The organism is Profundibacterium mesophilum KAUST100406-0324 (assembly GCF_009835145.1).
In the GTDB taxonomy this organism is placed as follows: Bacteria; Pseudomonadota; Alphaproteobacteria; order Rhodobacterales; family Rhodobacteraceae; genus Profundibacterium; species Profundibacterium mesophilum.
The window spans coordinates 276,537-301,979 of the sequence record NZ_APKE01000014.1 but is presented as its reverse complement, the minus strand read 5'-3'; the positions used below and the strand labels follow the sequence as shown (position 1 = coordinate 301,979).

At 68.2% G+C, this 25,443-nt stretch carries 28 protein-coding genes; 16 read left to right on the top strand and 12 right to left on the bottom strand.

Annotated features, from left to right (window positions below; genetic code table 11):
* Positions 1–58: 58 nt before the first annotated feature.
* The 5 genes from PMES_RS06495 to PMES_RS06475 form a co-directional block, all read right to left on the bottom strand.
* Positions 59–586: a DUF3035 domain-containing protein gene (locus PMES_RS06495; protein ID WP_159964700.1), complete on the bottom strand. Its 528-nt coding sequence runs from the start codon at positions 584–586 to the stop codon at positions 59–61.
* A 147-nt stretch (positions 587–733) separates the two neighbouring features.
* On the bottom strand, positions 734–1,207 hold the full coding sequence (gene lspA, locus PMES_RS06490) for a signal peptidase II (protein WP_159964699.1): 474 nt from the start codon (positions 1,205–1,207) through the stop codon (positions 734–736).
* 2 nt (positions 1,208–1,209) lie between these two features.
* Entirely contained in the window at positions 1,210–2,802 is a 1,593-nt protein-coding gene (purH, locus tag PMES_RS06485; RefSeq protein ID WP_159964698.1) for a bifunctional phosphoribosylaminoimidazolecarboxamide formyltransferase/IMP cyclohydrolase, read from the bottom strand.
* Between the two features lie 13 nt (positions 2,803–2,815).
* Complete coding sequence (locus PMES_RS06480; RefSeq protein ID WP_159964697.1) at positions 2,816–4,573, bottom strand: heparinase II/III family protein; 1,758 nt, start codon at positions 4,571–4,573, stop codon at positions 2,816–2,818.
* A gap of 117 nt (positions 4,574–4,690) precedes the next feature.
* Entirely contained in the window at positions 4,691–5,968 is a 1,278-nt protein-coding gene (locus tag PMES_RS06475) for an RsmB/NOP family class I SAM-dependent RNA methyltransferase (protein ID WP_159964696.1), read from the bottom strand.
* 125 nt (positions 5,969–6,093) lie between these two features.
* On the opposite strand from PMES_RS06475, the gene PMES_RS06470 reads away from it, so the two are divergent.
* Positions 6,094–6,285, top strand: coding sequence for a DUF1674 domain-containing protein (locus tag PMES_RS06470; RefSeq protein ID WP_159964695.1), 192 nt, complete (start codon positions 6,094–6,096; stop codon positions 6,283–6,285).
* Between the two features lie 88 nt (positions 6,286–6,373).
* Here PMES_RS06470 and dapB read toward each other — a convergent pair whose 3' ends face one another.
* Complete coding sequence (gene dapB, locus PMES_RS06465) at positions 6,374–7,186, bottom strand: 4-hydroxy-tetrahydrodipicolinate reductase (RefSeq protein WP_159964694.1); 813 nt, start codon at positions 7,184–7,186, stop codon at positions 6,374–6,376.
* A gap of 99 nt (positions 7,187–7,285) precedes the next feature.
* Here dapB and rbfA point away from each other — a divergent pair, with 99 nt between their 5' ends.
* The 4 genes from rbfA to PMES_RS06445 are packed head-to-tail and all read left to right on the top strand — an operon-like array spanning position 7,286 to position 10,028.
* Positions 7,286–7,753, top strand: a complete 468-nt coding sequence (rbfA, locus tag PMES_RS06460) for a 30S ribosome-binding factor RbfA (RefSeq protein WP_159964693.1) — start codon at positions 7,286–7,288, stop codon at positions 7,751–7,753.
* A 3-nt stretch (positions 7,754–7,756) separates the two neighbouring features.
* Positions 7,757–8,509: a phosphodiester glycosidase family protein gene (locus PMES_RS06455; RefSeq protein WP_159964692.1), complete on the top strand. Its 753-nt coding sequence runs from the start codon at positions 7,757–7,759 to the stop codon at positions 8,507–8,509.
* Between the two features lie 48 nt (positions 8,510–8,557).
* Entirely contained in the window at positions 8,558–9,526 is a 969-nt protein-coding gene (gene truB, locus PMES_RS06450; protein WP_159964691.1) for a tRNA pseudouridine(55) synthase TruB, read from the top strand.
* Positions 9,513–10,028: a DUF1643 domain-containing protein gene (locus PMES_RS06445; RefSeq protein WP_159964690.1), complete on the top strand. Its 516-nt coding sequence runs from the start codon at positions 9,513–9,515 to the stop codon at positions 10,026–10,028. Before truB ends, PMES_RS06445 begins: the two co-directional genes overlap by 14 nt.
* A gap of 3 nt (positions 10,029–10,031) precedes the next feature.
* On the opposite strand, the gene PMES_RS06440 is transcribed toward PMES_RS06445, so the two are convergent.
* Positions 10,032–11,384, bottom strand: a complete 1,353-nt coding sequence (locus tag PMES_RS06440; RefSeq protein WP_159964689.1) for a hypothetical protein — start codon at positions 11,382–11,384, stop codon at positions 10,032–10,034.
* A gap of 133 nt (positions 11,385–11,517) precedes the next feature.
* Here PMES_RS06440 and PMES_RS06435 point away from each other — a divergent pair, with 133 nt between their 5' ends.
* Positions 11,518–12,405 carry an alpha/beta hydrolase gene (locus tag PMES_RS06435; protein ID WP_159964688.1) on the top strand — a complete coding sequence of 296 codons (888 nt, stop codon included), beginning with the start codon at positions 11,518–11,520 and terminating at the stop codon, positions 12,403–12,405.
* A 96-nt stretch (positions 12,406–12,501) separates the two neighbouring features.
* Here the strand turns inward: PMES_RS06435 and PMES_RS06430 are convergent, their stop codons facing one another.
* Positions 12,502–12,780: a hypothetical protein gene (locus PMES_RS06430; RefSeq protein ID WP_159964687.1), complete on the bottom strand. Its 279-nt coding sequence runs from the start codon at positions 12,778–12,780 to the stop codon at positions 12,502–12,504.
* A 380-nt stretch (positions 12,781–13,160) separates the two neighbouring features.
* Here PMES_RS06430 and rpsO point away from each other — a divergent pair, with 380 nt between their 5' ends.
* The 8 genes from rpsO (at position 13,161) to PMES_RS06390 (ending at position 20,760) form a co-directional block, all read left to right on the top strand.
* The gene (rpsO, locus tag PMES_RS06425; RefSeq protein WP_159964686.1) at positions 13,161–13,430 is read left to right on the top strand and encodes a 30S ribosomal protein S15; all 270 of its coding nucleotides are present in this window, start codon (positions 13,161–13,163) and stop codon (positions 13,428–13,430) included.
* A gap of 172 nt (positions 13,431–13,602) precedes the next feature.
* The gene (gene pnp, locus PMES_RS06420; RefSeq protein ID WP_159964685.1) at positions 13,603–15,735 is read left to right on the top strand and encodes a polyribonucleotide nucleotidyltransferase; all 2,133 of its coding nucleotides are present in this window, start codon (positions 13,603–13,605) and stop codon (positions 15,733–15,735) included.
* Between the two features lie 183 nt (positions 15,736–15,918).
* Complete coding sequence (locus PMES_RS06415) at positions 15,919–16,707, top strand: VPLPA-CTERM sorting domain-containing protein (protein ID WP_159964684.1); 789 nt, start codon at positions 15,919–15,921, stop codon at positions 16,705–16,707.
* On the top strand, positions 16,704–17,159 hold the full coding sequence (locus tag PMES_RS06410; protein WP_159964683.1) for a hypothetical protein: 456 nt from the start codon (positions 16,704–16,706) through the stop codon (positions 17,157–17,159). Before PMES_RS06415 ends, PMES_RS06410 begins: the two co-directional genes overlap by 4 nt.
* A 231-nt stretch (positions 17,160–17,390) precedes the next feature.
* A complete protein-coding gene (locus PMES_RS06405; RefSeq protein WP_159964682.1) occupies positions 17,391–17,966 on the top strand; it encodes a L,D-transpeptidase in 576 nt (191 codons plus the stop codon).
* 241 nt (positions 17,967–18,207) lie between these two features.
* Positions 18,208–19,632: a cytochrome ubiquinol oxidase subunit I gene (locus PMES_RS06400; RefSeq protein WP_159964681.1), complete on the top strand. Its 1,425-nt coding sequence runs from the start codon at positions 18,208–18,210 to the stop codon at positions 19,630–19,632.
* Positions 19,633–19,642: 10 nt separating this feature from the next.
* Positions 19,643–20,662, top strand: a complete 1,020-nt coding sequence (cydB, locus tag PMES_RS06395) for a cytochrome d ubiquinol oxidase subunit II (RefSeq protein WP_328809148.1) — start codon at positions 19,643–19,645, stop codon at positions 20,660–20,662.
* Positions 20,662–20,760 (top strand): DUF2474 family protein, encoded by a 99-nt coding sequence (locus PMES_RS06390; protein WP_159964680.1) that lies wholly within the window; start codon positions 20,662–20,664, stop codon positions 20,758–20,760. The genes cydB and PMES_RS06390 overlap by 1 nt, the downstream gene beginning before the upstream one ends.
* Before the next feature lie 49 nt (positions 20,761–20,809).
* Here PMES_RS06390 and PMES_RS06385 read toward each other — a convergent pair whose 3' ends face one another.
* On the bottom strand, positions 20,810–21,466 hold the full coding sequence (locus PMES_RS06385; protein WP_159964679.1) for a peroxiredoxin: 657 nt from the start codon (positions 21,464–21,466) through the stop codon (positions 20,810–20,812).
* 213 nt (positions 21,467–21,679) lie between these two features.
* Here PMES_RS06385 and PMES_RS06380 point away from each other — a divergent pair, with 213 nt between their 5' ends.
* Complete coding sequence (locus PMES_RS06380; protein WP_159964678.1) at positions 21,680–22,615, top strand: ring-cleaving dioxygenase; 936 nt, start codon at positions 21,680–21,682, stop codon at positions 22,613–22,615.
* Positions 22,612–23,205, top strand: a complete 594-nt coding sequence (locus PMES_RS06375) for an alpha/beta hydrolase (RefSeq protein WP_159964677.1) — start codon at positions 22,612–22,614, stop codon at positions 23,203–23,205. The genes PMES_RS06380 and PMES_RS06375 overlap by 4 nt, the downstream gene beginning before the upstream one ends.
* Positions 23,206–23,227: 22 nt before the next feature.
* Here PMES_RS06375 and PMES_RS06370 read toward each other — a convergent pair whose 3' ends face one another.
* From PMES_RS06370 to PMES_RS06360, 3 genes are all read right to left on the bottom strand, one after another.
* Positions 23,228–23,872: an RluA family pseudouridine synthase gene (locus PMES_RS06370; RefSeq protein WP_159964676.1), complete on the bottom strand. Its 645-nt coding sequence runs from the start codon at positions 23,870–23,872 to the stop codon at positions 23,228–23,230.
* Between the two features lie 141 nt (positions 23,873–24,013).
* A complete protein-coding gene (locus PMES_RS06365; protein ID WP_159964675.1) occupies positions 24,014–24,907 on the bottom strand; it encodes a homocysteine S-methyltransferase family protein in 894 nt (297 codons plus the stop codon).
* A 41-nt stretch (positions 24,908–24,948) separates the two neighbouring features.
* Positions 24,949–25,413, bottom strand: coding sequence for a free L-methionine (R)-S-oxide reductase MsrC (locus tag PMES_RS06360; RefSeq protein ID WP_159964674.1), 465 nt, complete (start codon positions 25,411–25,413; stop codon positions 24,949–24,951).
* Positions 25,414–25,443 lie beyond the last annotated feature (30 nt).

Here is a 25,443-nt window from a genome sequence, read left to right as displayed (position 1 = left end):
GCATCCGGCAGGCCCGCGGCGGGACGCGAGAGCGCAGGGTGAAACCTGCGCCAGCGGATCACCGGGCGGCGCTGGGCGGCGGGGCGGCGGGGGTGCGGATGCCGGAGGCGCGCAGGCGTTCGAGCTCGCCATACTGGTCGAGCGATTGCGGCTCGTAGGCCCGCAGGTAGACATTCACCCCGAAAAGCCGCTCGAGAAGCCGGCCGTCATTGCGGCGGCGGTAATCGAGATCGCGGCTGGCAAGCTCGCCGCGGATGTTGCCGTCGATCCCGTTGCGCCCCGCATGGGCGATCAGCGCCTGGTCGGTGATCGCGCCGCCGGCCAATGCCGCGCGGCTGCCCCCGAGGGCCGCGACCGCGTCGGCCTGCGGCGTGGGATCGGCAAGATTGGCACCGCCGGGAACGGGCACCGGAAGCGGCGCCGCGGGGGGCGGCAGCTCGAGCGGCTTGCCGGGAAGGATCGCGAATTCGTCCGGACCGCTGCCCGAACCCGAAAAGCTCATCAGGCGCGGCTCGCCGCCGCCGCAACCCGCCAGGAGGGCCATTGCGAGAGCGACGCCGCCACGTGTCACGATCCTGAGCTTCATCCGCTTCCCTTTCACCCGCGCGCCCCGCGCGCCATCCCCCGTGACGGCGGGTTTACCGCAATCCGCGGGCGCCGTCACGGGGGGTCGTTAACGGGATTGCCCGACCGGGCCAGCCCGCACGAGGCCCGGTCGATGCCCTCTCCCGGGTCAGCCTGCCGTGTCCTTGCGCCCGGTGAAGAGCACGAGGCCGATCGCCCCCGCGAAGATCGCGATATCGGCAATGTTGAAGGCATAGGGATTGTCGAAACCGCAGCACGAGACGTTGAGAAAATCGGCCACGGCGCCGTAGCGCAGCCGGTCGATCACGTTGCCGAGCGCTCCGCCGACGAGCAGTCCCGCGCAGATCAGCGCCGCATGGCGCGCGCCCTCGCGCCAGACCCAGATCACCACCCAGGCCGAGATCGCCAGCGCCACGCCGATCAGCCCCCATCGCACCACGTCGCTGCCGCTCGCGAAGAGCCCGAAATTGACCCCCTCGTTCCACGCCATGCGCAGGTTGAGATAGGGCGGCAACACGTCGATCTCGCCCACATGCCTGAGCCCGAGCCATTCGACGACGATGATCTTGGTGATTTGATCGAGGAGGATGATCGCCGCCGCGACCTTGGCCAGGACCCACATACTCAATGCCTGAAGTGACGCATGCCGGTGAAGATCATGGCGATCCCCGCCTCGTCCGCCGCCGCGATCACCTCATCGTCGCGCATCGATCCGCCCGGCTGGATCACCGCCCGCGCCCCGGCGCCCGCCGCCGCGAGCAAACCGTCGGCGAAGGGGAAGAAGGCATCCGACGCGACCACCGATCCATGCGTCGGGGCCTGATCGAGGCCGAGCGCCTCGGCCATGTCCTCGGCCTTGCGGGCGGCAATGCGGGTGCTGTCGATGCGGCTCATCTGCCCGGCGCCCACGCCCACCGTCGCCCCGTCGCGGGCATAGATGATGGCGTTGGACTTGACGTGCTTGGCCACGGTCCACGCAAAGAGCAGGTCCGCCATCTCTGCCTCGGATGGCTGCCGGCGGGTGACGCAGCGCAGCGCATCGGGGTCGGGGCGGCCGCTGTCGCGGTCCTGCACCAGCAGACCGCCGGCCACCTGCCGGAAGGTCAGGCCGGGCGCCGCCGGATCGGCGAGCCCCTCGGTGGTCAGCAGGCGAAGGTTCTTCTTGCGGGCAAAGACCTCCCGCGCGCCCTCGTCCGCGCCCGGTGCGATCACCACCTCGGTGAAGATGCCGGTGATCGCCTCGGCGGTGGCCGCATCGAGCGGCATGTTGAGCGCGATGATCCCGCCGAAGGCCGAGGTGCGGTCGCAATCGAAGGCCCGCCCGTAAGCTTCCGCCGGGCTGTCGCCGCGCGCCACGCCGCAAGGGTTGGCATGCTTGATGATGGCGCAGGCCGGCCCGTCCTCGGGCCTGAACTCGGAGATCAGCTCGAAGGCCGCGTCGGTATCGTTGATGTTGTTGTAGGACAGCTCCTTGCCCTGGTGCTGCCGCGCGGTGGCCACGCCGGGACGCTCCGATCCGTCGCGGTAGAAGGCCGCCGACTGGTGCGGGTTCTCGCCGTAGCGCAGCGTCTGGGCAAGGGTTCCGGCCACGGCCCTGCGGCGCGGGGCGCCTTCGCCGATCGCCCCGGCCATCCAGCCGGAGACGGCCGCGTCATAGGCGGCGGTTCGGGCATAGGCGATCTGTGCCATCGACTTGCGGAACTCGAGCCGCGTGCCGCCCGATTGCGCGTCCATCTCGGACAGCAGGGCATCGTAATCGCCGGTATCCACGATCACCGTCACGTCGCCGTGGTTCTTGGCCGCGGCGCGGATCATCGCGGGCCCGCCGATGTCGATGTTCTCGATGCAGTCGTCATAGCTGCCGCCGCCGGCGACCGTGCGCTCGAACGGGTAGAGGTTGACCACCAGCAGGTCGATGGGAAGGATGTCGTGCTCCTGCATCGCGGCGAGATGTTCCGGCGCGTCGCGCAGCGCCAGGAGCCCGCCATGCACCTTGGGGTGGAGCGTCTTGACACGGCCGTCCATCATCTCGGGAAAGCCGGTGATCTCGGAGACGTCGCGCACCGTCAATCCCGCGCCGCGCAACGCCGCGGCGCTGCCCCCGGTGGAGAGCAGCTCGACCCCCCGTTCGGCCAGGGCCGCGCCAAGCTCCGTCAGTCCAGTCTTGTCGGAAACGGAGATCAGCGCGCGGCGGATCGGGGCGGTGGAAGCGGTCATGTCTGGTCCTTTATCATCCATCCCCGCCGGAGCGTCCGGACGGATCCCAATCGAGATCGCGAACGGTATCCGGCGAGCCATAAGCCTTGGCCAGCGTCCAGCTGACGCGGTTCGCATACTCCACCGCGCGCGAAGTTAGAACGATTTGTTTGCTTGCCAGCGGAGAAAGGCTGCCTTCGGCGAAATAGACCGACGGCTCGAGCAGAAGCCGCGCCGACCCTTCATGGCGGAAGACCCACGGCTCGCCGCTGGGCAGCATCAACTCGACCATCCGCCCCGCATCGTCGAGCCGCGCGCCCACCGAAGGGTGCAGGTGGAACCGGATGCGGTAGGGAATGCCGTCCTGCCCCTCCGCGCGCAGCGCGTTCTGGAACAGCGGAACATGGGTATCGGCCTGAACGCCGAGCGTATCCTCGCCGCGCAGCGTCCGCCCCTCGTGATCGAGCTCGATCTCGCGCTTGTGGGTAAGCCCGTGGCTCGGCACGTAGCCGTCATGGCGTACCATCAGGCCGATGCCCGTGACCGCGCGGCGGCGCTCGATCTGCACGTGGAGGGGGGCCTCGACCATCATCTGCGCCCGGTCGGCCGCGGGCGCCGCGAGGCGCGCGGAGGAATGACCGTCGATCGACAGGGTCGAATGCGAGGCCGTGGCCCTTCCCGCACGCGCCCATTTCTCGCCGAATGCGCGGCCGGAGCCGCAATTGACCACGAGATGGCGGCGGCCCGAGCTCAGCTCGAAGGCAAGCGTGGAGGCATGCGCGCGGGGAGAGGCGGGATACGGCGCCGCCGCGTCGAGGATCAGCGTCACCCGGCCGCGTGCAAGGCGTGCAAAGCCCATCGCCATGCCTTGCGGGGGGCGTCCGCGCGGCCCGGCCGCGGGACTTGCGAGCGCGGCGTCGAGCTGCGCGGCATGCCCCGGCCCGCCGCCATGGAACCGCGCGAGGCTGCCGTCTCCGTGGCGCAGCGCGCGCAGGGTCGGCGCCATATGCGCGAGTGCCGCGATCATGGCGGGCACGGGCGGGCGGCCCGCCTCCGCGAGCGCCTCGGCGCACCAGGTCAACTGCGTGAAGAGCATGGCGAGCGTCTCGGGCGTGCGGCTCGCGATCCCGCCCTCGCGGTCCACGAGGCGGGCGCATTCCTCGCCCAGATGCCGCAGCGCCGGGCGTTGCTGCCGCGTTTGGCCGCGCAGCGTCAGCGCCCCGAGCACGAGGCCCATCAGCGCCTCGACCCGCGGCACGCCCGGCGCCGCATGGCGCCAGCCCCGCGACAGGAAGCGCATATGCCGCGCCAGCGTCCGGCGATGCGCCGCCGCCCCCCGGCCCGGCGCGTCAAGCTGCCCCGCCCCGAGGAACTCGGCATGGAGCACCAGCCGCGAAAGCCGGCGTCCGGCGATGTCGGGACGCCAGCCCGGCCCCTGCCCGGCCCCGAAGGCCGCGACCCAGTCCGCGGCGAGGCGGCGCGCGGTCTCGCGTGCGGCCATGCCGCCCTCGGCGGCCAGATCGTCCAACCAGGCGAACCCCTGCACCGCGTCGGTGAAGCCCGAGCCCGGCGCCTCGGCAGTCCAGAGATCGGCCGGCGGCACCTCCACCAGATGCCCGCCCTGCAGGAAGCGGCCCGCCATCAGGTGGCGCCCGGCCTCGGGGCGGCCATGGGCGCGCGGGGCGGGCCAGCGCGCGAAACCTGTCTCGCGCCGCAAGAGCCGCGACAGGCCGGCCCGCAAACCGCCGGGCCGCGCGGGCGCATCCGGCGCCGACGCGTCACGGCCGCTCATCGCCGCGCCCCCGGCCCGGCGCAGATCCCCGGCCGGGCTTCGATCTTCGGCCTGTCGCCCCTGCCCGGCATCGCCGCGATCCCTGTCATCGCCGCCTCCATCCTCGGCGCCCGCGGCTCAGGGCCGCTGCAGCACCACGATATAGAACCCGTCCATCCCGCCGATCCCGGCGGCGAAGTCCGGACGCAGCCGCGCGCCGCCCTCCGGACCAATCCATGACGGATCGAGCCCCGGCAGGTCCAGCGCTTCGGGACAGGCGCGCAGGCCGGGATGGCGGTCCATGGCGTCGCGCACCTGCTCCTCGCCCTCGTCGATCAGCAAGGAGCAGGTGCAGAAGACGACACGCCCGCCGGGCTTCACCAGCGACAGCGCCTTGTCGATCATCCTCGCCTGCAGCGCGAAGAGGTCGGGAAAATCCTCGCCGGTCTTGGCATGCGGCAGGTCGGGATGGCGGCGGATCGTGCCTGTCGCGGTGCAGGGCGCATCGAGCAGGACCGCGTCGTAGGGTTCGGCATCGTGTTCGAGCGCGTCACCGATCACCAACTCTGCAGACAGGCCGCAGCGGTCGAGATTCTGCGCCACGCGCTGCATCCGCCGCTCGGAGATGTCGAGCGCCGTCACCTGCGCGCCGGCCGCCGCGAGCTGCATCGTCTTGCCGCCGGGGGCCGCGCACATGTCGAGCACCCGCATTCCGGGCGCCGCGCCGAGCGCCCGCGCGGGAAAGGCCGCGGCCATGTCCTGCACCCACCAGCGCCCCTCGGCGAACCCCTCCATCGCGCTGACCTGTCTCGGTTGGTCGATACGCACCGAACCGCCCGGCATGAGGCGCCCGCCAAGCCGCTCGGCCCAACCGGCGCCATCGCCGTCGCCCGGCGTCAGATCGAGCGGCGGGGCGGCGGCGAAGACCTCCTCCATGGCGGCCACCGCAGGCTTGCCGAAATCGGCGATCAGAGGCTTGCGCAACCACTTGGGCAGGCGCGGTATCGGTAGCTTTTCCCAGGCCTCCGGCCCCTGTCGCAGCACGTTGCGCAGCACGCCGTTGACGAGGCCGGCCTGCCCGCGGCCCCGCTCGGAGAGACGGGCGAGATCAACGGCCGCGTTGACCGCGCCGTGAGCCGCGGCCCCCTCGACGAAAACCTCGTAGAGCGCCAGATGCATCGCGTGATGCACGCCCGGCCACGGCTTTATCCGCAGGAACGGGCCCAGGGCCCGATCGGAGCGATCCGCCCAGCGCAGGCTGCCGAGGGCGAGACGCTGCGCACGGGCCCTGACCGGCGGATCGAGTGGGCCAAGCACCTTGGGCATGACGTCGAGCAGGAGGCGCTGCTCGCTGTGGACCTGCCACAGCAGCGCGTGGGCTGCCGCACGTGCGGGATCGATTGTCGGTGCTGGCATCGGCCGTTCTCCATGGATCCAAGTCGTCACGCCCGGATTTGCGGGGCCGCGCCGGCGGCCCCGGCCTTGAGCAGGCCGAGTTCGCAGTTATATCAAGCCAAGGGCCACAACAAGGATCGCACGCCATGACAACGCAAACAGGTGAAGATCTCCCTCCCGCCGCACGCCGGGCGCTTGCAGAAGCCGAGGAGCGCCGCGCCAGCCGCCTCGCGCAGGCCGCCGCGCATCCCGCCCCCGTCGAACTGGGCGGGCGCGACGGACCCGAGCCGGTGCGCTACGGCGACTGGGAGAAAAGCGGCCTCGCCATCGACTTCTGAGCCCGCGACACCTTCGCGCCGGCGGCTCCACGCACGGGTGCGCCGCCGGCAAAAGCGCGCGCCCCTGGACGCGCGCAGTCTCGGCGCGTCAGTTCAGGCCGAGAACGTCGAGCATGTCGTAATGACCGGGCGGCTTTCCGACACCCCACAGGGCCGCCTTCACCGCGCCGCGGGCGAAAAGGCAGCGGTCGGTCGCGACATGGCTCAGCGTGATCGTCTCGCCCTGGCCGGCGAAGATCACGTCATGCGTGCCGATGATGTCGCCGCCACGGATGGCCGAGAAACCGATGCGGCCGGGTTCGCGCGCGCCGGTCATCCCGTCGCGTCCACGGTCGGACATCGCGCCGAGGTTGACGCCGCGCCCCTCGGCCGCGGCCTCGCCGAGCATCAGGGCCGTGCCGGAGGGCGCATCGACCTTGTGGCGGTGGTGGCTCTCTACCACTTCGATGTCATAACTGTCGTCGAGCGCCGCGGCCACCCGGGCCACCAGCCGGGTCAGCAGATTGACACCAAGGCTCATGTTGCCCGCCCGGATCACGGCCGCGTGGCGTGCCGCGGCGTCGATCTTGGCGATATCCGCCTCGCTCAGCCCCGTTGTGCCGATGACATGCACGGCACGGGCCTGTGCGGCCAGCAGGGCGTAGTCCAGGGTGGCGGCCGGCGCGGTGAAGTCGATGACGGCATGGGCGGCGGCGAAGCATTCGAGAGGATCGTCGGTGACCGTGACCCCGACCGGCGCATTGCCCATCGCGGTGCCGGCATCCTGTCCGATCCAGTCATGGCCGGGCTGCTCGACCGCGCCCACGAGCCGTGCCGCGTCGCTGGCGCAGACCGCCTCGATCAGCATCCGGCCCATCCGGCCGGACGCCCCCGTGACGACGATTCCGGGAAGCTTGCTCATCTCGTCCTCCTCATTCAGAGACCTCCGGCTTAGCTCGCGGCGCCACCCGGCGCAAAGCCATAGTTGCGCAACCGCGCCCGGCATCCTAAATGCAGGCCCATGGCAAAGAACCGCTTCTCAGACGGGCACGGTCCCTCACAACGACAGTTGCGCGTCGGCGAACTGATTCGCCGGACCCTGTCCGATGTGCTCAACCGTGCCGACATCCACGATCCCGACCTCAACGCGATGTCGATCACGGTGAGCGAGGTGCGCGCCTCGCCGGACCTGCGCATCGCGACGGCCTATGTCCTGCCGCTCGGGGGTGGCAACCGCGAGATGGCGATCCAGGCGCTCAAGCGCAACAAGTCGGAGCTGCGGCGTGCGATCTCCAAGGAGATGAGCCTGAAATTCGCGCCCGACCTGCGTTTCTTGATCGACGAGACCTTCGACCGGATGGACGAGACGCGGGCTCTCTTCGCACGCGAGGAGGTGCGCCGGGACGTGGATGGGGACGAGGACGGCGAGGCTGAGGGCGGCGGGGGCGAGGACGGAAGCGGCGCGCCCGACGGCCGGGACGGCGCCTAGCCCATGCTGCGGCGTGCGGCCCTTCTTCTGCTGGCGCTCGGCGCGCCGGCCCTTGCCGAGGATGCCGGCGAGGGCGGGCAATGCCGCAAGATGCGTTTCGAGGGCACCCAATTCACCGCCTGTGCCGTGGACATGGAGCGCGAGACCCTGCGCCTCTGGCTCGATGGGCCAGACGGGCGTCCTTTCGGCAGTTTCTCGGCGCTCGACGCCCATCTCGAACGCGGCGGCGAACGGCTCGGCATCGCGATGAATGGCGGCATGTATCATCCCGACCGCACCCCCGTCGGGCACTATGTCGAGGACGGGCAGGAGGCGATGCGTGTCGTCACTTCGGAGGGGCCCGGCAATTTCGGGCTGCTTCCAAACGGGGTCCTGTGCCTGCAGCCGCGCCGCGCCGCCATCCTCGAAAGCCGGGCCTTCGCCGCGCAGGAGCCCGATTGCCTGCATGCCACGCAGAGCGGGCCGATGCTCGTGCTGGACGGGGCGCTGCATCCGCGCTTCATCGAGGACAGCGATTCGCTGAACCTGCGCAACGGGGTGGGCGTGCGCGACGGGGGCCGCACCGTCTGGCTGGCGATGTCCGACGGGCCGGTGAACTTCCACGGCTTCGCACGCTTCTTCCGCGACGTGCTCGGCACACCGGACGCACTCTATCTCGATGGCAGCGTCTCCAAGCTCTACGCGCCGCAGATGGGGCGCCGCGATATCGGCCTGCCCATGGGACCGATCCTGGGCACCGCCGTTCCCGCCGGCTGACAGGCGCGCCGCCCCCAGAACCCCTCCCCGACGACGAAGGACCAATCCATGGCACGCAGACGCAAAGGCCGCGACATCTCCGGCTGGGTTATCGTGGACAAACCGGCCGGAATGACCTCGACCGCCGTGGTCAACAAGCTGCGCTGGGCCTTCGAGGCGCGCAAGGCCGGGCATGCCGGAACGCTCGATCCGGATGCGACGGGCATCCTCGCGGTGGCCTTTGGCGAGGCGACGAAAACCGTGCCCCATATCGCCGATGCGCTGAAGGCATACGAGTTCACCATCCGCTTCGGTCAGGCCACCGATACCGACGATGCCGAGGGCCGGGTCATCGCCAGCAGCGAGGCGCGTCCGAGCGACGCGCAGATCGCCGACGCGCTTCCCGCGCTGACCGGGGATATCGCGCAGACGCCGCCGCAATATTCCGCCGTCAAGATCGACGGCGAGCGTGCCTATGTGCGCGCGCGTGCGGGGGAGGCGGTCGAGATCGCCGCCCGCCCGCTTCACGTCGACGAGCTTGTGATGACCGCGCGCCCCGATGACGATCATGCCGTGCTGCGCATGGTCTGCGGCAAGGGCGGTTACGTGCGGGCGATCGCGCGCGATCTGGGAGAGATGCTGGGCTGCCATGCCCATGTGCGCAGCCTCAGGCGCATCTGGTCCGGTCCGTTCGAGCTTGAGGACGCGGTGACGCTGGAGGCGCTCGAGGCGCATGCGCGGACGGAACGGATCGACGATTTCCTGCACCCGATCGAGGTCGCGCTGGTCGATCTGCCGCAGGTGCGCTGCACCCAGGAAGCGGCCCGCGCCCTTCGCAACGGCAATCCCGCGCAGGTTCTCAGCTCCGAGGCCGAGTTCGGCGAGACCTGCTGGGCATCCCATCAGGGCGCCGCGGTGGCGATCGGCACCTACAGGGCCGGGATGATCCATCCGAGCCGCGTGCTCCTGCCGCATTCGGGCGGAGCGGCGGCCCCGGTTCCACCGGCGGGCGGGGAGGCGGGCGATGATCCGGCGTGAGGCGCGCAAGAACGATGCCGAGAGCAGCGCCCTCTACTCGCCTTGCGAACGTTATCGCTACGAGCTGACCCGTGTCTGGGACAGCGCGGGCGCCCGCGTGCTCTTCGTCATGCTCAACCCCTCCACCGCGACGGAGCTGGCGAACGATCCCACGGTCGAGCGCTGCGAACGGCGCGCCAGGGCGCTCGGCTTCGGCGGGTTCCGGGTCTGCAACATCTTCGCCTGGCGCGACACCGATCCCAGGGCCCTGCGCCGCGCGAACGATCCCGTGGGCCCCCAGAACGATGCCGCGATCGCAGGCTCGGCCGAATGGGCCGACAGCATCGTCTGCGCCTGGGGAACGCACGGGGCCTATCAGGATCGCGGACCGGCGGTCGAGACGCTGCTCCGGCAGGCGGGCCACGAGATAAGTCATCTCGGGCTGACCAAGCACGGTCACCCCAAGCATCCGCTCTACATACCCTATGCCGCGCAGCCGCAGCCCTGGCCCGGCCAGGACTAGGCCCTACCGGAACAGCGTGCGGCTCCGGTCGACATATATATCGTCGGCCCGTGCGGATGGCGCCCCGCGCAGGATCGCCATCGCCTCGCCATTGACGAGGACGAGGGCATCGCCCGCATCACCCGCCGTCAGCACGCGGACCGTGGGATCCCCCGGCGATTGCTCCGGGTCGAGACTGATCCTGAGAATGTCCTCTCCGGGCAGGAAGCCGTGGATCTCGGCAAGGCTCTCTCCGCCGCGCGTCAGCCAGAACGTCTCCGGATCGGCGCCCGGAACGGGAACGAGAACCGGCTCGCCGGCGGACCCGTCAGCGGCGCTTCCATCGAGGTTTTCATCGGTGACGGGGCCGGATGGCGCTTCGGGTTCGAGGACGCCCCGCACATCATATGCACCCGAGGGGCCGATCGCCCCGGCAGGCTCCCCGACTGCCCCGCCAACCGGCACGATCACCATGTCATCCTCGCCGCCCTCGTCGGCACTGGGCAGGACATGGAGCGTTGCGGGCGACGCTTCGTGGGTCCCGACCGCGCGGGTCCCGGGCGGCGCGGTGCCCTCCTCGGGGAGGGACCTGGGATGCAGCGCCACCACCTGCGCGCCGGCACCGCCATGCACGCCCCCACCCTCCGGCAGGTGACCTGCCGCCGCGGCGAGCGGTTGCGTGGCCGCATCCGCGAAGGGCATCGGCGACACGGCGGCCAGTTCGGGCATGTCGCCGGGCACCGCGGCCGAGACGGCCGCACCGGCGGGCGCATCATCGACAGGGTCCCCGCCGGCATCCGAAGGTTCCGCATCCTGCGCGAACTCCATGACCTCCGCCAGGATCACCGGTTCCGTGGCCTCGCCGGTCTTCGGGTCGACGAGGACCATATCGATGCTGTGCGATGGCAGGCGATCGAGATCGGCGAAGATCACGGTGACGCCGCCGCCGGGCTCACGCCAGGACAGGCGCGACTGCTCGCTCGGCACCGCCTCCTCCAACGCATCGCCGCGGTCGACCAACTCGAAATCGCCGGCCTCCGCGCTGAGGCTGAGCACCAGGCGATCGCGGCCCGGCATGAAATCCTCGATCACGGTTTCGCCCGGTTCGGGACTGAGGGCGAGCGTCGCGGGCAGGCGCGGCGCGCCCCCCGGATCAAGGGCGAGCGGCCCCTGGAGCGCGAGCCATGGCGGCGGCTGCATGCCGGGGCGCTCCGCCGAGGCCGGCTCGGCGCCGGCCGCGTCCCCCGGCAAGGTGCGGTCGGGGTCCGGAAGATGGCCCACGACATCGTCCTCGTCCTCCGGCTCGGCCCGCCCCGCGAGGAAATCGGGAAGCGCCGTCGCGGCGAGCAGACTTGCAAAGAACATTCCCGCGAACATGACCGCCGATCCTTCCTGACGCTTTTCCTGCGTTCCGTCGCTCTAGGGGACTTGTGTTGAAGCGGGGTATCGAAAGAAGATCACCTTCGTCATGAATGCTTAGAAACCCCTCCTGCCCGGACGAGGATATTGAATGGAATTCTCGCAGTTCGATCACCGCATGGTCGATGTAGGGCCGCTCCGCCTGTCGGTGCGGCGCGCGGGACGCGGCAGGCCGCTGGTGCTCCTGCATGGCTATCCGCAAAATTCCCTGTGCTGGTCGCAAGTGGCGCCTGCGCTGGCGGAGCGGTTCGACGTGATCGTGCCCGATCTGCGCGGCTACGGCGCGAGCGACGCCCCGGTGGACGATCCGGCGCATGAAACCTACTCCAAGAGGCGCATGGGTGACGACATCGCCGGGCTGCTCGATGCGCTGGGGATCGAGGCGGCCTGTGTGCTCGGGCATGACCGGGGCGCGCGCGCCGCCTACAGGATGGCGCTCGACCATCCCGCCCGCGTGCGCCGTCTCGGCCTGGTCGAGATCGTTCCCACGGGCGATTTCTGGGATGCCTGGTCGGCGGAGCTTGCGATGACGGCCTATCACTGGACCTTCCTTGCCCAGCCCGCCCCCCTGCCCGAGCGGATGATCGGCGCCGATCCTTCAGGCTATGTCGACTGGACCCTGTCGCACTGGTCGGGCAGTGGCGATCTGTCGGCCTTCGCGCCGGACGCCCTTGCCGCCTACAGGGCGCAGATGTCGGACCCCGCACGCCGCGCGGCGATGTGCGCCGATTACCGTGCCGGAGCCGGCATCGACCGGCGGCTCGACCGGGAGGATCGCGCGGCGGGGCGCATGCTCGGCATGCCGGTCTTCTATCTTTATGGAGCGGAGGGAATGCCGGCGAAAACGGGCGATCCGGAGGGCATCTGGCGCTCCTGGGCACCCGACCTGACGAGCGCGTCCTGCATCAGCGGACATTTCGTCATGGAAGAGAACCCCGAGGCCGTGCTGCGCAGCTTCGTCCCCTTCTTCTCCGTCTGAGCGACATCCGAAGCGGCCCTTGCGACTGCCGGACGAGGCCGGGATGCGGATGGCAGCGGCGCGGGGGCGCGACCCTTGCAGGGGGGGGAGCCGCGTTCAGCCGATCATCCGGCAGGGACGGTCGAGCCGGACGGGCACGTGGGACGCATGCGCCTCGATCGGGATCAGCGTCTGCTGAAGCTGGGCGCGGGCACCGGCGCGCACCCATTCATGGGCACCGCGGTTTCCATGCCGGGGCATGGCGCGGCGCGGCGCTCCCGGCTCGGAGAGACGGGCACGGGGAAAGACCGGCGCCGCGGGACGGGCGGCGCGGCTTTCGCCGACGAGGTAGGCGCCAAGGGCGACGCCGAGGGACAAGGCAATCAGGTAAATCATAAGGCACTCCCGTTGGCAGACGGAGACCTGGGCGTTCTGCCTGGGCCGTGGTGATGACAAAGTAATGACACGCTCTTCCGGATCATGCCCGAATTTCGCCTTTTTTCCGCCCTTTTGTCGCCACCCAATCGCCAATCTGCCGGAAACAGGGAGATTGATCCGGAAAATCGGTCAAATCCGCCGGTTCGTTCCCCCAATCAAGGCATGATCGCGGCCCGCCCGCCCGATTCGCGCCGCAAATGACGCGGCGCTTCCCTTGTGGCGGGTTTTCCCCTATACGCGCGCATCCCTTCCGTTCGCGCGGGGGGGCTCCATGGGCCTGTGCTGGACGACATCCCGGCCTGCGCCATACCTGACACTCACTTGAAAAGGAGACCCCGATGTCGATCACCGCAGAAGACAAGCAGAAGATCATGAAGGACTTCGCCACCAAGGACGGCGACACCGGCTCGCCGGAAGTCCAGGTCGCGATTCTGACCAGCCGGATCACCACGCTGACCGAGCACTTCAAGACCCACAAGAAAGACAACCATTCGCGTCGGGGTCTGCTCAAGCTGGTGGCCCAGCGCCGCAAGCTGCTCGACTACACCAAGGCCAAGGACGTCTCGCGCTATCAGGACCTGATCAAGCGCCTGGGCATCCGCCGCTAAGGACATCGCTCACGCCCCGCGCCGAACCTGGCGCGGGGCGTGACGCTTGCGATCTTTCCGCGCGGTCCGGGCCTTGCCGACCGGGAAATGATGACGAAAGGCCAAGGGGCATGGGGCCCCGCACGCAAACGGCCGTCCGGGAACGCCCGCGAGGCCGAGACAGGAAACGTAGATGTTCAACGTTACGAAGAAATCGATGCAATGGGGTGAAGAGACCCTGACGCTTGAAACCGGCAAGGTCGCCCGTCAGGCCGACGGCTCGGTCATCGCCACGCTCGGCGAGACCAGCGTGATGGCCAACGTCACCTTCGCCAAGCAGCAAAAGCCCGGTCAGGACTTCTTTCCGCTGACCGTGCATTACAACGAGAAATACTATGCCGCGGGCAAGGTGCCCGGCGGCTTCTTCAAGCGCGAGGCGCGTCCCACCGAGAAGGAGACGCTGACCAGCCGCCTGATCGACCGTCCGATCCGTCCGCTCTTCGTTCCGGGCTTCAAGAACGAGGTCCTGGTGATCTGCACCGTGCTGAGCCACGACCTGGTCAACGACCCCGACATGGTCGCGATGATCGCGGCCTCCGCGGCGCTGACCATCTCCGGCGCGCCCTTCATGGGCCCGATCGCCGGCTGCCGCGTCGGCTTCGAGGGCGGCGAATACGTGCTGAACCCCGAGATCGAGGACATGCACGATCTGCGCAACAAGCCCGAGCAGCGTCTCGACCTTGTCGTGGCCGGCACCAAGAACGCCGTCATGATGGTCGAATCGGAAGCCTACGAGCTGACCGAGGAAGAGATGCTGGGCGCGGTGAAGTTCGCCCATGAGCAGATCCAGCCGGTGATCGACCTGATCATCGACCTGGCCGAGGACGCCGCAAAGGAGCCCTTCGACTTCCAGCCGGCCGACTACTCCGACCTTTATGCAGCGGTGAAATCGGCGGGCGAGCAAAAGATGCGCGATGCCTTCGCGATCACCGACAAGCAGGAGCGCGTCGCTGCCGTCTCGCAGGCCCGCGAGCAGATCCGCGGCCAGCTCAGCGAGGAGCAGCTCGAGGACGAGAATCTCGGCTCCGCCTTCAAGAAGCTCGAATCCGCGGTCCTGCGCGGCGATGTCGTCAAGAACGGCAAGCGCATCGACGGACGCCGCACCGACGAGGTGCGTCCGATTGTGGCCGAAACGGGCCTGCTGCCCCGCACCCATGGCTCGGCGCTCTTCACGCGCGGCGAGACGCAGGGCCTTGTCGTCACCACGCTTGGCACCGGCGATGACGAGCAGATGATCGACGCGCTGCACGGCACCTACCGCTCCAACTTCCTGCTGCATTACAACTTCCCCCCCTACTCGGTGGGCGAGGTCGGCCGCTTCGGACCTCCGGGCCGCCGCGAGATCGGCCACGGCAAGCTGGCCTGGCGCGCGCTTCAGGCGGTCCTGCCGGCGGCGACGGATTTCCCCTATACGATCCGTCTGGTCTCCGAGATCACCGAATCCAACGGCTCCTCGTCGATGGCCTCGGTCTGCGGCGGCTCGCTGTCGATGATGGATGCCGGCGTTCCGCTGACCTCCCCCGTGGCCGGCGTGGCGATGGGCCTCGTGCTCGAGGAGGACGGTGATTACGCGATCCTGACCGACATCCTCGGCGACGAGGACCACTTGGGCGACATGGACTTCAAGGTCGCCGGGACCGAGAAGGGCATCACCTCGCTGCAGATGGACATCAAGGTCGCAGGCATCACGCCCGAGATCATGGAGAAGGCCCTGGCCCAGGCCAAGGATGGCCGCATCCATATCCTCGGCGAGATGAACAAGGCCCTCTCCGGCGCGTCGGATTTCAGCCCCCACGCCCCGCGCATCGAGACGATGCAGATCCCGACCGACAAGATCCGCGAAGTGATCGGTTCGGGCGGCAAGGTGATCCGCGAGATCGTCGAGACCTCGGGCGCCAAGGTCGACATCAACGATGACGGCATCATCAAGATCGCGTCCGCCAATGGCGAGGCCATCCAGAAGGCCTATGACATGATCCACTCGATCGTGGCCGAGCCGGAAGAAGGCAAGGTTTACAAGGGCAAGGTCGTGAAGATCGTCGATTTCGGCGCCTTCGTGAACTTCTTCGGCAAGCGTGACGGTCTCGTCCATGTCAGCCAGATCGAGGAGAAGCGCCTCAATCATCCCTCCGACGTACTCAAGGAGGGCCAGGAGGTCTGGGTCAAGCTGCTCGGCTTCGACGATCGCGGCAAGGTGCGACTCGCGATGAAGATGGTCGATCAGGATACAGGCAAGGAAAAACTGCCCGAGGCCTCCGGTCAGTAGTTCCCCTAATAACGCTCCGGCGGCGAAATGCCGCCGGGGCGATGCGCCAGAAGCGCATATCTGCTTATTTGCAGGTCATCTCAATCCCTCTCTTTGACGCTTAAGCATTCCTTTCCGATAGTCCCCTTACACACAAACAGCGCGGACAAACCGCGTTACGGGACAAAATCGAGGAGTTCTCAGGTGAACTATTATCTTACTGCGGCTTTCGCCGCGGCCGCTATTCCTATGGCTGCCGCCAGCGTCCAAGCCTCGACGTTCGACCTTTCCTTCAACCTCAGCGGCTTCAACGACTCCCAGCGGAGCGTGTTCGGCCGGATCGAGACGTTCTGGGAAAGCATGATCTCCGGCTATATCGTCGACCCGGGCTTCAACACGTTCCAGATCGACGCCAGCGCGGTCCATATCGACGGCTCCTTCGGCACCCTCGCCTCCGCCGGCCCGACGGGCGCCGTGCATGCCGGGGAATACGTCTACTCCACCGGCGGCGGGCTGATCCTTGACCAGATCGACCTCTACTACATCGAGCGCAACGATCAGCTCGAGGATCTCGTCAACCACGAGGTGGCTCATGTGCTCGGCCTCGGCACCCTGTGGGAGGAGAACGGTCTCTATGAAGCCGAATCGGGCCGTTACACCGGCGCGGCCGCTCTCGAGGCCTATCGTGGCGAATGCGACGCGAACGCGACCTTCATTCCCGTCGACATCGTCAGCGGCGAAGGCACGCGCAACGCCCACTGGGACGAGGAATTCGGCTGCGGCAACAGGGAGCTGATGACCGGCTTCCTGAGCTCCAACGCGTTCTTCTCCGACACCAGCCTCGCCAGCTTCACCGACCTGGGCTACCGTCTTGCCGGGTTCGAGGAAGTGATCGCCCCCTCCCCCGTTCCGCTGCCGGCCAGCGGCGTGATGCTGGTTGCCGGGCTCGGCGCCTTCGGGGCCATTCGTCGCCGGCGCAACAAGGCCGCATGAAGGCCGCCGGCGCTCTCCTGACCCTCGCTCTCGCCATCCGGGCCCTGCCCGGCATGGCGGAGCCGGTCCTGACATATGACGTGACGGGGGCCCGCTCCCCCGACACGCCGGCCCTGCTGAGCATCGAGGATGACGGCGCTGTCACCATGCGCGGCCCCGGCGGGCAAAGGCAGACCGCGCATCTGGAACCCGACGCTCTCGAGGCCCTGCGCGACACGATCACCGACCTGATCGCCCCGCTCGCCGCATCGGACCAGGCCGCACCGCCCAACCAGGCTGTCGGTGCCGGCTTCTCGCGGATCCGGGTAAAGTCCGAGGATGCCGAACTTGCAGCGGAGCTGCGCGAATCGGCTTTCACCGCGATGACCAATCCCGCGAACGAACCGATCATGGCCTTCCGGGAGGCGGAGATCATTCTGATCGAGACGATCGAGGCCCTGCGCGGCCATTAGCCCCGGTCGATACGCATCACGCGCCCCGCGGCGCTCCGAAAGACCCCGGGGCGCCATGCTTGCCATGCGGACGAGCGGCGTGACCGGCCTTGCCTGGTCACCTCCCCGCGCCATTGGCACGGGGCAGTGCGTCCCGCAGGACACGATATATTGAGATCTGTATATTTGAGGGACTTTATCCCCACCTGATACGTTAGGGGGTAACCCGAGATGCACGAACGGAGAATGAATATGAAGAGACGGACATTCCTTGCCGCAGGTTCCGCGGCCCTGGGCGCAGGGCTCGCCGGCGCAGGGCGCGCGCACGAGAATTTCGTCTTGCCGGAGGAGTACCTTCCCAGGCGGGTAACCATCCGGGATGACATCGCGCCCGGTGAAATCCACGTATTTCCCGATTACTTCAAGCTCTACTGGACACTGCCGGGGGCCGAGGCGATCAGCTACACCTGCGGCGTCGGTCGCGAGGGCCTTTACGAGAGCGGCGAGTTCACCGTCGGCGCCAAGAAGGAATGGCCGAGCTGGACCCCCACGCCCGGCATGATCGAGCGCGAGCCCGAGAAATACAAACAGTACGAGGACGGGATGCCCGGCGGACCGGACAACCCCCTCGGGGCACGGGCGCTCTATCTCTTCACGCCCGAGCGGGGCGACACCTACCTGCGCATCCACGGCACCGGGCAGCCATGGACGGTCGGCACCGCCGTCTCGAATGGCTGCGCCCGTCTGACCAACGAGCATATCGTGATGCTCTACAACGACGTTCCGATGGATACGCGGGTCATCCTCTACCCCAAGGGCACCGGCTGACCGCGCGCGGCCCCCGCCGCGCCCGTTCCGACGACACGCACAGAAGGGCCGCCCGCCGATCGGGCGGCCCTTTTCTAATGCACCCTGCCCGGCCGGCACCGGGACCGCCCGCCTCCCCGCGCCAGGGTCCCGCGTCATCCTGCCGCCATTCATGGATGCGATGCGCCGCCGCCGCCGCGTGACCTCCCCCCCGTTCCGCCCTATAAGGAAAGCCAACGCTTCAGCAGTTCGGTGGGACAAGATGGACTCATTCCTAGGCTTCGACGCGGTGACACTGGCCCGGATACAATTCGGCTTCACTGTCGCCTTCCACTTCATCTTCCCCGCCTTTTCGATCGGGCTGGCCAGTTTTCTCGCGGTGCTCAACGCCCGCTACCTGATTACCAAGAACGAAGCCTACCTGCGGCTCTTCAAGTACTGGATCAAGATCTTCGCCATCTCCTTCGCGATGGGCGTCGTGTCGGGCATCGTGATGTCCTACCAGTTCGGCACCAACTGGTCCGTCTTTTCGGACAAGGCCGGCCCGGTGGTCGGCCCGCTGATGGCCTACGAAGTGCTCACCGCCTTCTTCCTCGAGGCGGGCTTCCTGGGGATCATGCTCTTCGGGCGCGAGAAGGTCGGCAACGGGCTGCACATGTTCGCCTGCCTCATGGTGGCCGTGGGAACGGCGATCTCGGCGACCTGGATTCTGTCGGTCAACAGCTGGATGCAGACCCCGGTCGGCTTTTCGATCGGCGAGAATGGGCAGTTCCTTCCCGAGGATTGGTGGGCGATCGTCTTCAATCCCTCCTTCCCCTACCGCCTCGCCCATACCCTGACCGCCGCCTACCTGAGCACCGCCTTCATCGTCGGCGGCGTCGGCGCCTGGCACCTGCTGCGGGGCGAGAAGAAGAATGTCGGCGTCACCACCATGTTCTCCATGGCGATGTGGATGGCCGCGATCGTCGCACCGCTGCAGATCTTCCTGGGCGATCTGCACGGGCTCAACACCCTCGAGCATCAGCCCGCCAAGGTCATGGCGATGGAGGGGCATTACGACAGCCATCCCGATGGCGCGCCCCTCATCCTCTTCGGCATTCCCGATTCCGAGAACCGCACCATCCGCTACGCGCTCGAAGTGCCCAAGCTGTCCTCCTTCATCCTGAAGCACGATTTCAACGCCCCCCTCGCCGGGCTCGACACCATTCCCGATGACGAGGAGCCGCCCGTGGCGATCGTTTTCTGGTCCTTCCGGGTGATGGTGGCCATCGGCATGGCGATGGCGCTGGTCGGGCTCTGGTCGCTCCTGAGCCGGGTGCGCGGGCGGCTCTTCGACGACAAGTGGCTGCACCGGGTGGCGCTCGTGATGGGCCCCTCGGGGCTGGTCGCGGTGATCGCCGGCTGGATCACGACGGAGGTCGGACGGCAGCCTTACGTGGTCTACAACACGCTGCGCACTGCGGATGCCGTCTCGCCCCTCGGGGCACAGGCGGTCGGGGCCTCCCTCATCGCCTTCATCGTGATCTATTTCGCGATCTTCGGCGCGGGCATCGTCTACCTGCTAAAGCTGATGCACGTACCGCCGCAGCCCGGCCAGCGCGGCGTGCGCTCCGAACCCGGTCCGATCCGGACCGCCGGTCACACGGCCTCCGCGCCCGTCGCCACCGGCACCGCCACCGCCAAATAGGATCACAGCCATGGAAATCAGCTTCGACCTCACCGTGGCCTGGGCGCTGCTCCTCGCCTTCTCGGTCTATGTCTACGTGGTGCTCGACGGGTTCGACCTCGGGATCGGCATCCTCTACCCGTTCTTTCCCGAAAAGCGCGACCGCGACCTTCTGATGAACACCGTCGCGCCGGTCTGGGACGGCAACGAGACCTGGCTGGTGCTCGGCGGCGGCGGTCTCTTTGCCGCCTTTCCCCTCGCCTATGCCATCATCATGCCCGCGGTCTATCCGCCGATCATCGCGATGCTCCTGGCGCTGATCTTCCGCGGCGTCGCCTTCGAGTTCCGCTGGCGCGCCGGGCGGCGCTTCTCGGAGCGTTTCTGGGACGCGGCCTTCATCGGCGGCTCGGTGATGGCGGCGCTGACGCAAGGCATCATCCTGGGCACCCTGCTCCAGGGGATCGAGGTCGAGGGCCGCGCCTATGCCGGCGGCTGGTTCGACTGGCTCACGCCCTTCTCGCTGCTTTGCGGCGCGGCCGTGGTGGCGGGCTATGCCCTGCTGGGGGCCTGCTGGCTCAACATGAAGATCGAGGGCGACGTGCAGCACCGGGTGCGGCACGCGGCGCGCATCGCGGCCTTCATCACGGTGCTCTTCATCATCGCCGTGAGCGTCGCGACCCCGTTCCTCGAGATGGAATATTTCCAGCGCTGGTTCGCATGGCCCGGCATCCTCGAGGTCGCGATCGTGCCGCTTCTGGTGGCGGGGCTGATCGTGCTGCTTGCCCGTTCGCTCTTCGTCGAGGGGCGCGACTGGATGCCGATGGTCCTGACGCTGCTGCTCTTCTTGCTGTGCTTCGCCGGGCTCGGGGTGTCGATGTGGCCTTACGTGATCCCGACCGAACTGACGCTCTGGGATGCGGCGAGCCCGCGCAAGAGCCAGCTCTTCATGTTCGTGGGCGCGATCTTCCTCGTGCCGATCATCCTGGCCTATACCGCCTATGCCTACTGGGTGTTCCGCGGCAAGCTCGACCCGGACCAGGGTTATCACTGATGTGGTGGCGCCGGGCGGGATGGTTCGTGCTCATCTGGGCGGCAAGCGTCACGCTGCTCGGCATGATCGCCTACCTGATCCGGCTGATGATCCTGTGATCGAAGGGCCCCGCCGGCGGCGGGGCCCTCCTGCGCCTCGCGGCCGTGTTCAGCCGGGCTGCTTGGTGGTGCGCAAGTAGGGCAGCTTCCGCTCGAAGCCACCAAACGCCTTCTCGGCATCCTCGTCGCTCACCGCTCCCGTCACGATCACATCGCCGCCCTGCGTCCAGCCGGCGGGCGTCGCGACCTTGTGCTCGGCGGTCAGGCGGATCGAATCGAGTGCTCGCAGGATCTCGTTGAAATTGCGCCCCGTCGTCATCGGGTAGGTCAGCGAGAGCTTCACCTTCTTGTCGGGCCCGATGATGAAGACCGTGCGGACCGTCTGGTTGTCGGCCGGGCTGCGATCGCCGGGGGTGCCGGACGCCTCCGCGGGAAGCATGTCGTAGAGCTTGGCGATCTTCATGTCAGGATCGCCGATCATCGGATAGGAAACCGGGTTGCCGGTATAGGCCTTGATATCCTCTTTCCAGCGGTGGTGATCCTCCACCGGGTCCACCGAGATGCCGATGATCTTGGCATTTCGCTCGGCGAAAGCCTCGCTCATCCCGGCCATCATCCCCAATTCGGTCGTGCAGACGGGGGTGAAATCCTTGGGATGACTGAAGAGGATCGCGTAGCCATCGCCGATCCAGTCATGGAAGTTGATCTCGCCTTCCGTGGTGTCGGCGGTGAAGTCGGGGGCTGTATCGCCCAGGCGAAGTGCCATATCGGCCTCCTTTTTCCGGTTGTTGCCCTCTACAGGTAGGCATGCGCGTTCCGCTTGCACAGGTCCTGCGCTGGAAGCCGCCGCCGGCCGCCCCCCCACGCGCGCATTGCAACGCCGTTCATGTTCGGAAATGCACATTAAGCACAATACGGCGATGGTTTTATGCGACGGCGCAATCACCTATCTCTGCGTCAACAGTCGAGGAGGTTTCCAATGCTCAAACAGATCACGGGACTGCATCACGTGACCGCGCTCGGTTCCGATGCACGCCGCAACAATGCGTTCTTCACCGATATTCTCGGGCTGCGCCGGGTGAAGAAGACGGTGAATTTCGACGCGCCCGATGTCTATCATCTCTACTACGGGGACGAGACCGGCAGCCCCGGCTCGGTCATGACCTATTTCCCCTTCCCCGGCGCGGGCCGCGGCAAGCCCGGCACCGGGGAGGTCGGCGCCACCGGTTTCGCCATTCCAGAAGGCAGCAGCACCGCCTGGGCCGAGCGCTTGGCGCAGAAGGGCGTGACGGCGATCACGCCCGAGGAGCGTTTCGGCGAGACGCGGCTCAGCTTCGACGGGCCCGATGGCGAACGGCTCGTGCTGGTCGAAAGCGCCGATCCGCGTGCGCCCTGGACGGGCGGCGATATCGGCGCCGAGCAGGCGATCCGCGGCTTCCACTCGGCCTCCATGCGGCTTCGCGATGTCGGTGCGACGCGCGAATTGCTCGGCTTCATGGGCTACGAGACCCTGGGGCGCGAGAATGGCGTGACCCGCCTTGCGGTGCCCGGGGGCGGACCCGCTGCGATCGTCGATCTTGAGGAACTGCCGATGGCCGGTCACGCGGCGCAGGGCGCAGGCTCGGTCCATCACATCGCCTTCGCCGTCGAGAACCGCGCGCGGCAGCTCGAAGTGCGCGAGGCGTTGCTCGATACTGGCTACCAGGTCACCCCGGTCATCGACCGCGACTATTTCTGGGCGATCTATTTCCGGCCCCCCGGCGGGGTCCTCTTCGAGGTGGCCACGAACGAGCCGGGCTTCACGCGCGACGAGCCGCAGGACCATCTCGGCGAGACATTGAAGCTGCCTTCGCAGCACGAACATCTGCGCGCCCGCCTCGAGCGCCACCTCGCCCCGATCGGAGATGCCGCATGAGCTATGAAGCCGCCCGTCACGAGGGGGCGCCCGGGGCGCCGCTCGTCTTCACCTTCCACGGCACAGGCGCCGACGAGACGCAGTTTCACGGCGCGGCCGCGCATCTGGTGCCCGGCGCGCATGTCGTCTCGCCGCGCGGCGATGTCTCCGAGGGGGGCATGCTGCGCTATTTCCGCCGGGAGGCCGAAGGGGTCTACGACATGGAGGATCTGGCGCGCCGGCGGGACGCGATGGCTGATTTCGTCGCGGCCGAGATCGAACGCCATTCCCCCGCCTCGGTGATCGGGATGGGGTATTCCAACGGGGCCAATATCCTGGCAGCCGTCGCGCTGGAGCGGCCTGACCTTTTCGACGTGATGGCGCTGATGCATCCCCTGATCCCGTGGAGCCCGGCGCCGCAGCCGGGCCTTGGCGGCAGGCGGGTGCTCATCACTGCCGGCCAGCGCGATCCGATCTGCCCCGCCGCGGCCACCCAGGCCCTCGCGGCCTATTTCGAGGCGCAGAAGGCCGATGTGACGCTGGCATGGCATCCCGGCGGACACGAGATCCCCCAATCGGAAGTGCAGGCGATCCACGCCTTCCTGAACTGACGCGCCCGCCCCCCGCGCGCCCTCAGAACGGACAGGGCGCGCGGAAGGTCATCCATGCACCACCATCGGGGTGACGCAGGCGCAGGCTCTCGGCATGGAGCATCAGGCGCGGCGCATTCCGCGCCGCCCCGCGCGCATAGAGGCTGTCGCCGAGGATCGGGTGTCCCAGGGAGAGCATGTGCACCCTGAGTTGGTGCGTCCGCCCCGAGAAGGGATGAAGACGCACCCGTGTCTCGTTGTCCTCGATCCGCATCACCCGCCAATCGGTCCGCGCCGCGCGCCCGTTCTCGGGGTCGATCATCTGCCTCGGGCGATTGGGCCAGTCGACGCCGATCGGCGCGTCGACGGTGCCCGTCTTCTCGTCCATCTGGCCCCAGACGCGCGCCACGTAGGCCTTTTTCGTGTAGCGCTTCTCGAATTGAAGCCCCAGATGGCGCTGGGCATGCGGCGTGCGTGCGAAGACCATGATTCCCGACGTGTCGCGGTCGAGCCGGTGCACCAGCAACACCCCGGGATGACGCTTGCCAAGGCGCGCGATCAGGCAATCGGCTAGCTCGGGCCCCTTGCCCGGCACCGACAGAAGGCCCGCCGGCTTGCTCACGATAAGGATCTCGTGATCGAGATGCACGATGTCGAGCGGATCGCTCGGGGGATCATAAGGCTCCATGGCGGCTGCGGTTAGCCCGCCGCGTGCCCGCGCGCAACCCGTGTGCCGGGATTGCGCGCGACCGCGTTTGAGGGTGCCGGGCGCCTGCTCCCTGCCGGCCCGTCTTCTGCCATCCGATCTTCGCGGGGCCCGCGCGGCCGCTCAGACGATCCGGTGCCCCGCCGCGCGCAGGCGCTCCGCGAGCGCGGCGATATGGGCCGGCCCGACCTCGCAGCATCCCCCCACGATGCTCGCGCCCTGTTCGATCCAGCTCATGGCATGATCGGCATAGGCCTCGGGGCCAAGATCGGTGCGTCCGGAAAGCATGTCCACCGTCGGGCGGCTTCCAAGGAACGCCTCCGAGATCTTCGTGAACCCGTTGGCATAGGCTCCGAAGGCCCGCCCCGTGCGCGCCAGAACCGGCAGGCCCTCGGCGATCGCCTCGGGGCGCGAGCAGTTGAGCATGACCGCGGCGCAGGGATGCGCCTCGAGAACCTCGAGCAGCGCCTCCAGGGGCTCGCCGGAACGCAGCCGCGTTCCGTCATCGTCCTTGACCGTCAGTCCGATCCACACCGGAAGGGACGCCTTCGCGGACCCCTGCAGCGCGCCGGTGGCCTGCTCCACCGATGACAGCGTCTCGGCGAGGATGATGTCGCATCCGGGCGCGAGTTTCCGCGCCATCTCCTCGTAGAGGGCGGCGGTGCGCTCCACGGGCGGGCCGAGGTCGGGGCGGTAGGATGCGCCGAGCGGTCCGATCGAGCCGGCGATCCTGCCGCCGCCATTGCCGTTGCGGGCCTCGGCGGCCAAGCGCAGGGCGACCGCGATCAACGCGTCACGCTCGGCGCCGAGCCCCGCCGGATCGAGCCGGTCGGCATGCAGCGCATAGCTGTTGGTGGTCGCGATCGTGGCACCGGCGGCGAAGAAATCGTCATGCACGGCGCGCACCAGCTCGGGCGCATCCATCATCACGGATGTCGACCAGAGCGGTGTCGCCGGCGCGTCGTGGCGGGCGATCAGCTCCTGGCCCATGCCGCCGTCGAGAAGGGTGATGTCCATCTGGGAATACCTTTATTGGTCTTATGGTGGGAAGCGGGCGGTCAGTGCACGCCTTCGCGGCGGAAGACATCGTCGAGGATCGCCGCGAGGGCATCCGCATCCGCCTGATCGAAAGCGCCGGGCCGGTCGCTGTCGATATCGAGCACCGCGATCACCTCCCCCCCCGGGCCGAAGACCGGCAGGACCAGCTCGGAGCGGGTCGAGCTCGCACAGGCGATATGGCCCGGAAAGGCCTCCACGTCGTCCACGATCTGCACCTGCGCCTGGCGCGCGGCGACCCCGCAGACCCCGCGCGAGAACGGGATCACGAGGCAGCCATGCCCGCCCTGGTAGGGCCCGATCTTCAGAAGCTCGGGCGCGGTGACGCGGTAGAACCCGGTCCAGTCGAACCGCGTATCGGCATGGTGGATCTCGCATGCAACCGTGGCCATGAGCGCCACGCTGTCGGTTTCCCCCTCCGTGAGGCTGGCGATCGTGGCGCGCAGCCTGTCGTAATCTGCCATCATGGGCTCCTGTGATCGCCGGGGCGGCACGCC

Bases quoted from the DNA above. Each gene is read 5' to 3' on its own strand.
- PMES_RS06410 (WP_159964683.1), top strand. From the start codon at position 16,704: ATGAAGGCCGCCGGCGCTCTCCTGACCCTCGCTCTCGCCATCCGGGCC.
- lspA (WP_159964699.1), bottom strand. From the start codon at position 1,207: ATGTGGGTCCTGGCCAAGGTCGCGGCGGCGATCATCCTCCTCGATCAA.
- PMES_RS06375 (WP_159964677.1), top strand. From the start codon at position 22,612: ATGAGCTATGAAGCCGCCCGTCACGAGGGGGCGCCCGGGGCGCCGCTC.
- PMES_RS06440 (WP_159964689.1), bottom strand. From the start codon at position 11,384: ATGTTCGCGGGAATGTTCTTTGCAAGTCTGCTCGCCGCGACGGCGCTT.
- rbfA (WP_159964693.1), top strand. From the start codon at position 7,286: ATGGCAAAGAACCGCTTCTCAGACGGGCACGGTCCCTCACAACGACAG.
- purH (WP_159964698.1), bottom strand. From the start codon at position 2,802: ATGACCGCTTCCACCGCCCCGATCCGCCGCGCGCTGATCTCCGTTTCC.
- PMES_RS06445 (WP_159964690.1), top strand. From the start codon at position 9,513: ATGATCCGGCGTGAGGCGCGCAAGAACGATGCCGAGAGCAGCGCCCTC.
- PMES_RS06455 (WP_159964692.1), top strand. From the start codon at position 7,757: ATGCTGCGGCGTGCGGCCCTTCTTCTGCTGGCGCTCGGCGCGCCGGCC.
- PMES_RS06430 (WP_159964687.1), bottom strand. From the start codon at position 12,780: ATGATTTACCTGATTGCCTTGTCCCTCGGCGTCGCCCTTGGCGCCTAC.
- PMES_RS06365 (WP_159964675.1), bottom strand. From the start codon at position 24,907: ATGGACATCACCCTTCTCGACGGCGGCATGGGCCAGGAGCTGATCGCC.
- PMES_RS06385 (WP_159964679.1), bottom strand. From the start codon at position 21,466: ATGGCACTTCGCCTGGGCGATACAGCCCCCGACTTCACCGCCGACACC.
- PMES_RS06495 (WP_159964700.1), bottom strand. From the start codon at position 586: ATGAAGCTCAGGATCGTGACACGTGGCGGCGTCGCTCTCGCAATGGCC.
- truB (WP_159964691.1), top strand. From the start codon at position 8,558: ATGGCACGCAGACGCAAAGGCCGCGACATCTCCGGCTGGGTTATCGTG.
- PMES_RS06360 (WP_159964674.1), bottom strand. From the start codon at position 25,413: ATGATGGCAGATTACGACAGGCTGCGCGCCACGATCGCCAGCCTCACG.
- rpsO (WP_159964686.1), top strand. From the start codon at position 13,161: ATGTCGATCACCGCAGAAGACAAGCAGAAGATCATGAAGGACTTCGCC.
- pnp (WP_159964685.1), top strand. From the start codon at position 13,603: ATGTTCAACGTTACGAAGAAATCGATGCAATGGGGTGAAGAGACCCTG.
- dapB (WP_159964694.1), bottom strand. From the start codon at position 7,186: ATGAGCAAGCTTCCCGGAATCGTCGTCACGGGGGCGTCCGGCCGGATG.
- PMES_RS06470 (WP_159964695.1), top strand. From the start codon at position 6,094: ATGACAACGCAAACAGGTGAAGATCTCCCTCCCGCCGCACGCCGGGCG.
- PMES_RS06380 (WP_159964678.1), top strand. From the start codon at position 21,680: ATGCTCAAACAGATCACGGGACTGCATCACGTGACCGCGCTCGGTTCC.
- PMES_RS06405 (WP_159964682.1), top strand. From the start codon at position 17,391: ATGAAGAGACGGACATTCCTTGCCGCAGGTTCCGCGGCCCTGGGCGCA.
- PMES_RS06400 (WP_159964681.1), top strand. From the start codon at position 18,208: ATGGACTCATTCCTAGGCTTCGACGCGGTGACACTGGCCCGGATACAA.
- PMES_RS06390 (WP_159964680.1), top strand. From the start codon at position 20,662: ATGTGGTGGCGCCGGGCGGGATGGTTCGTGCTCATCTGGGCGGCAAGC.
- PMES_RS06480 (WP_159964697.1), bottom strand. From the start codon at position 4,573: ATGAGCGGCCGTGACGCGTCGGCGCCGGATGCGCCCGCGCGGCCCGGC.
- PMES_RS06475 (WP_159964696.1), bottom strand. From the start codon at position 5,968: ATGCCAGCACCGACAATCGATCCCGCACGTGCGGCAGCCCACGCGCTG.
- cydB (WP_328809148.1), top strand. From the start codon at position 19,643: ATGGAAATCAGCTTCGACCTCACCGTGGCCTGGGCGCTGCTCCTCGCC.
- PMES_RS06435 (WP_159964688.1), top strand. From the start codon at position 11,518: ATGGAATTCTCGCAGTTCGATCACCGCATGGTCGATGTAGGGCCGCTC.
- PMES_RS06370 (WP_159964676.1), bottom strand. From the start codon at position 23,872: ATGGAGCCTTATGATCCCCCGAGCGATCCGCTCGACATCGTGCATCTC.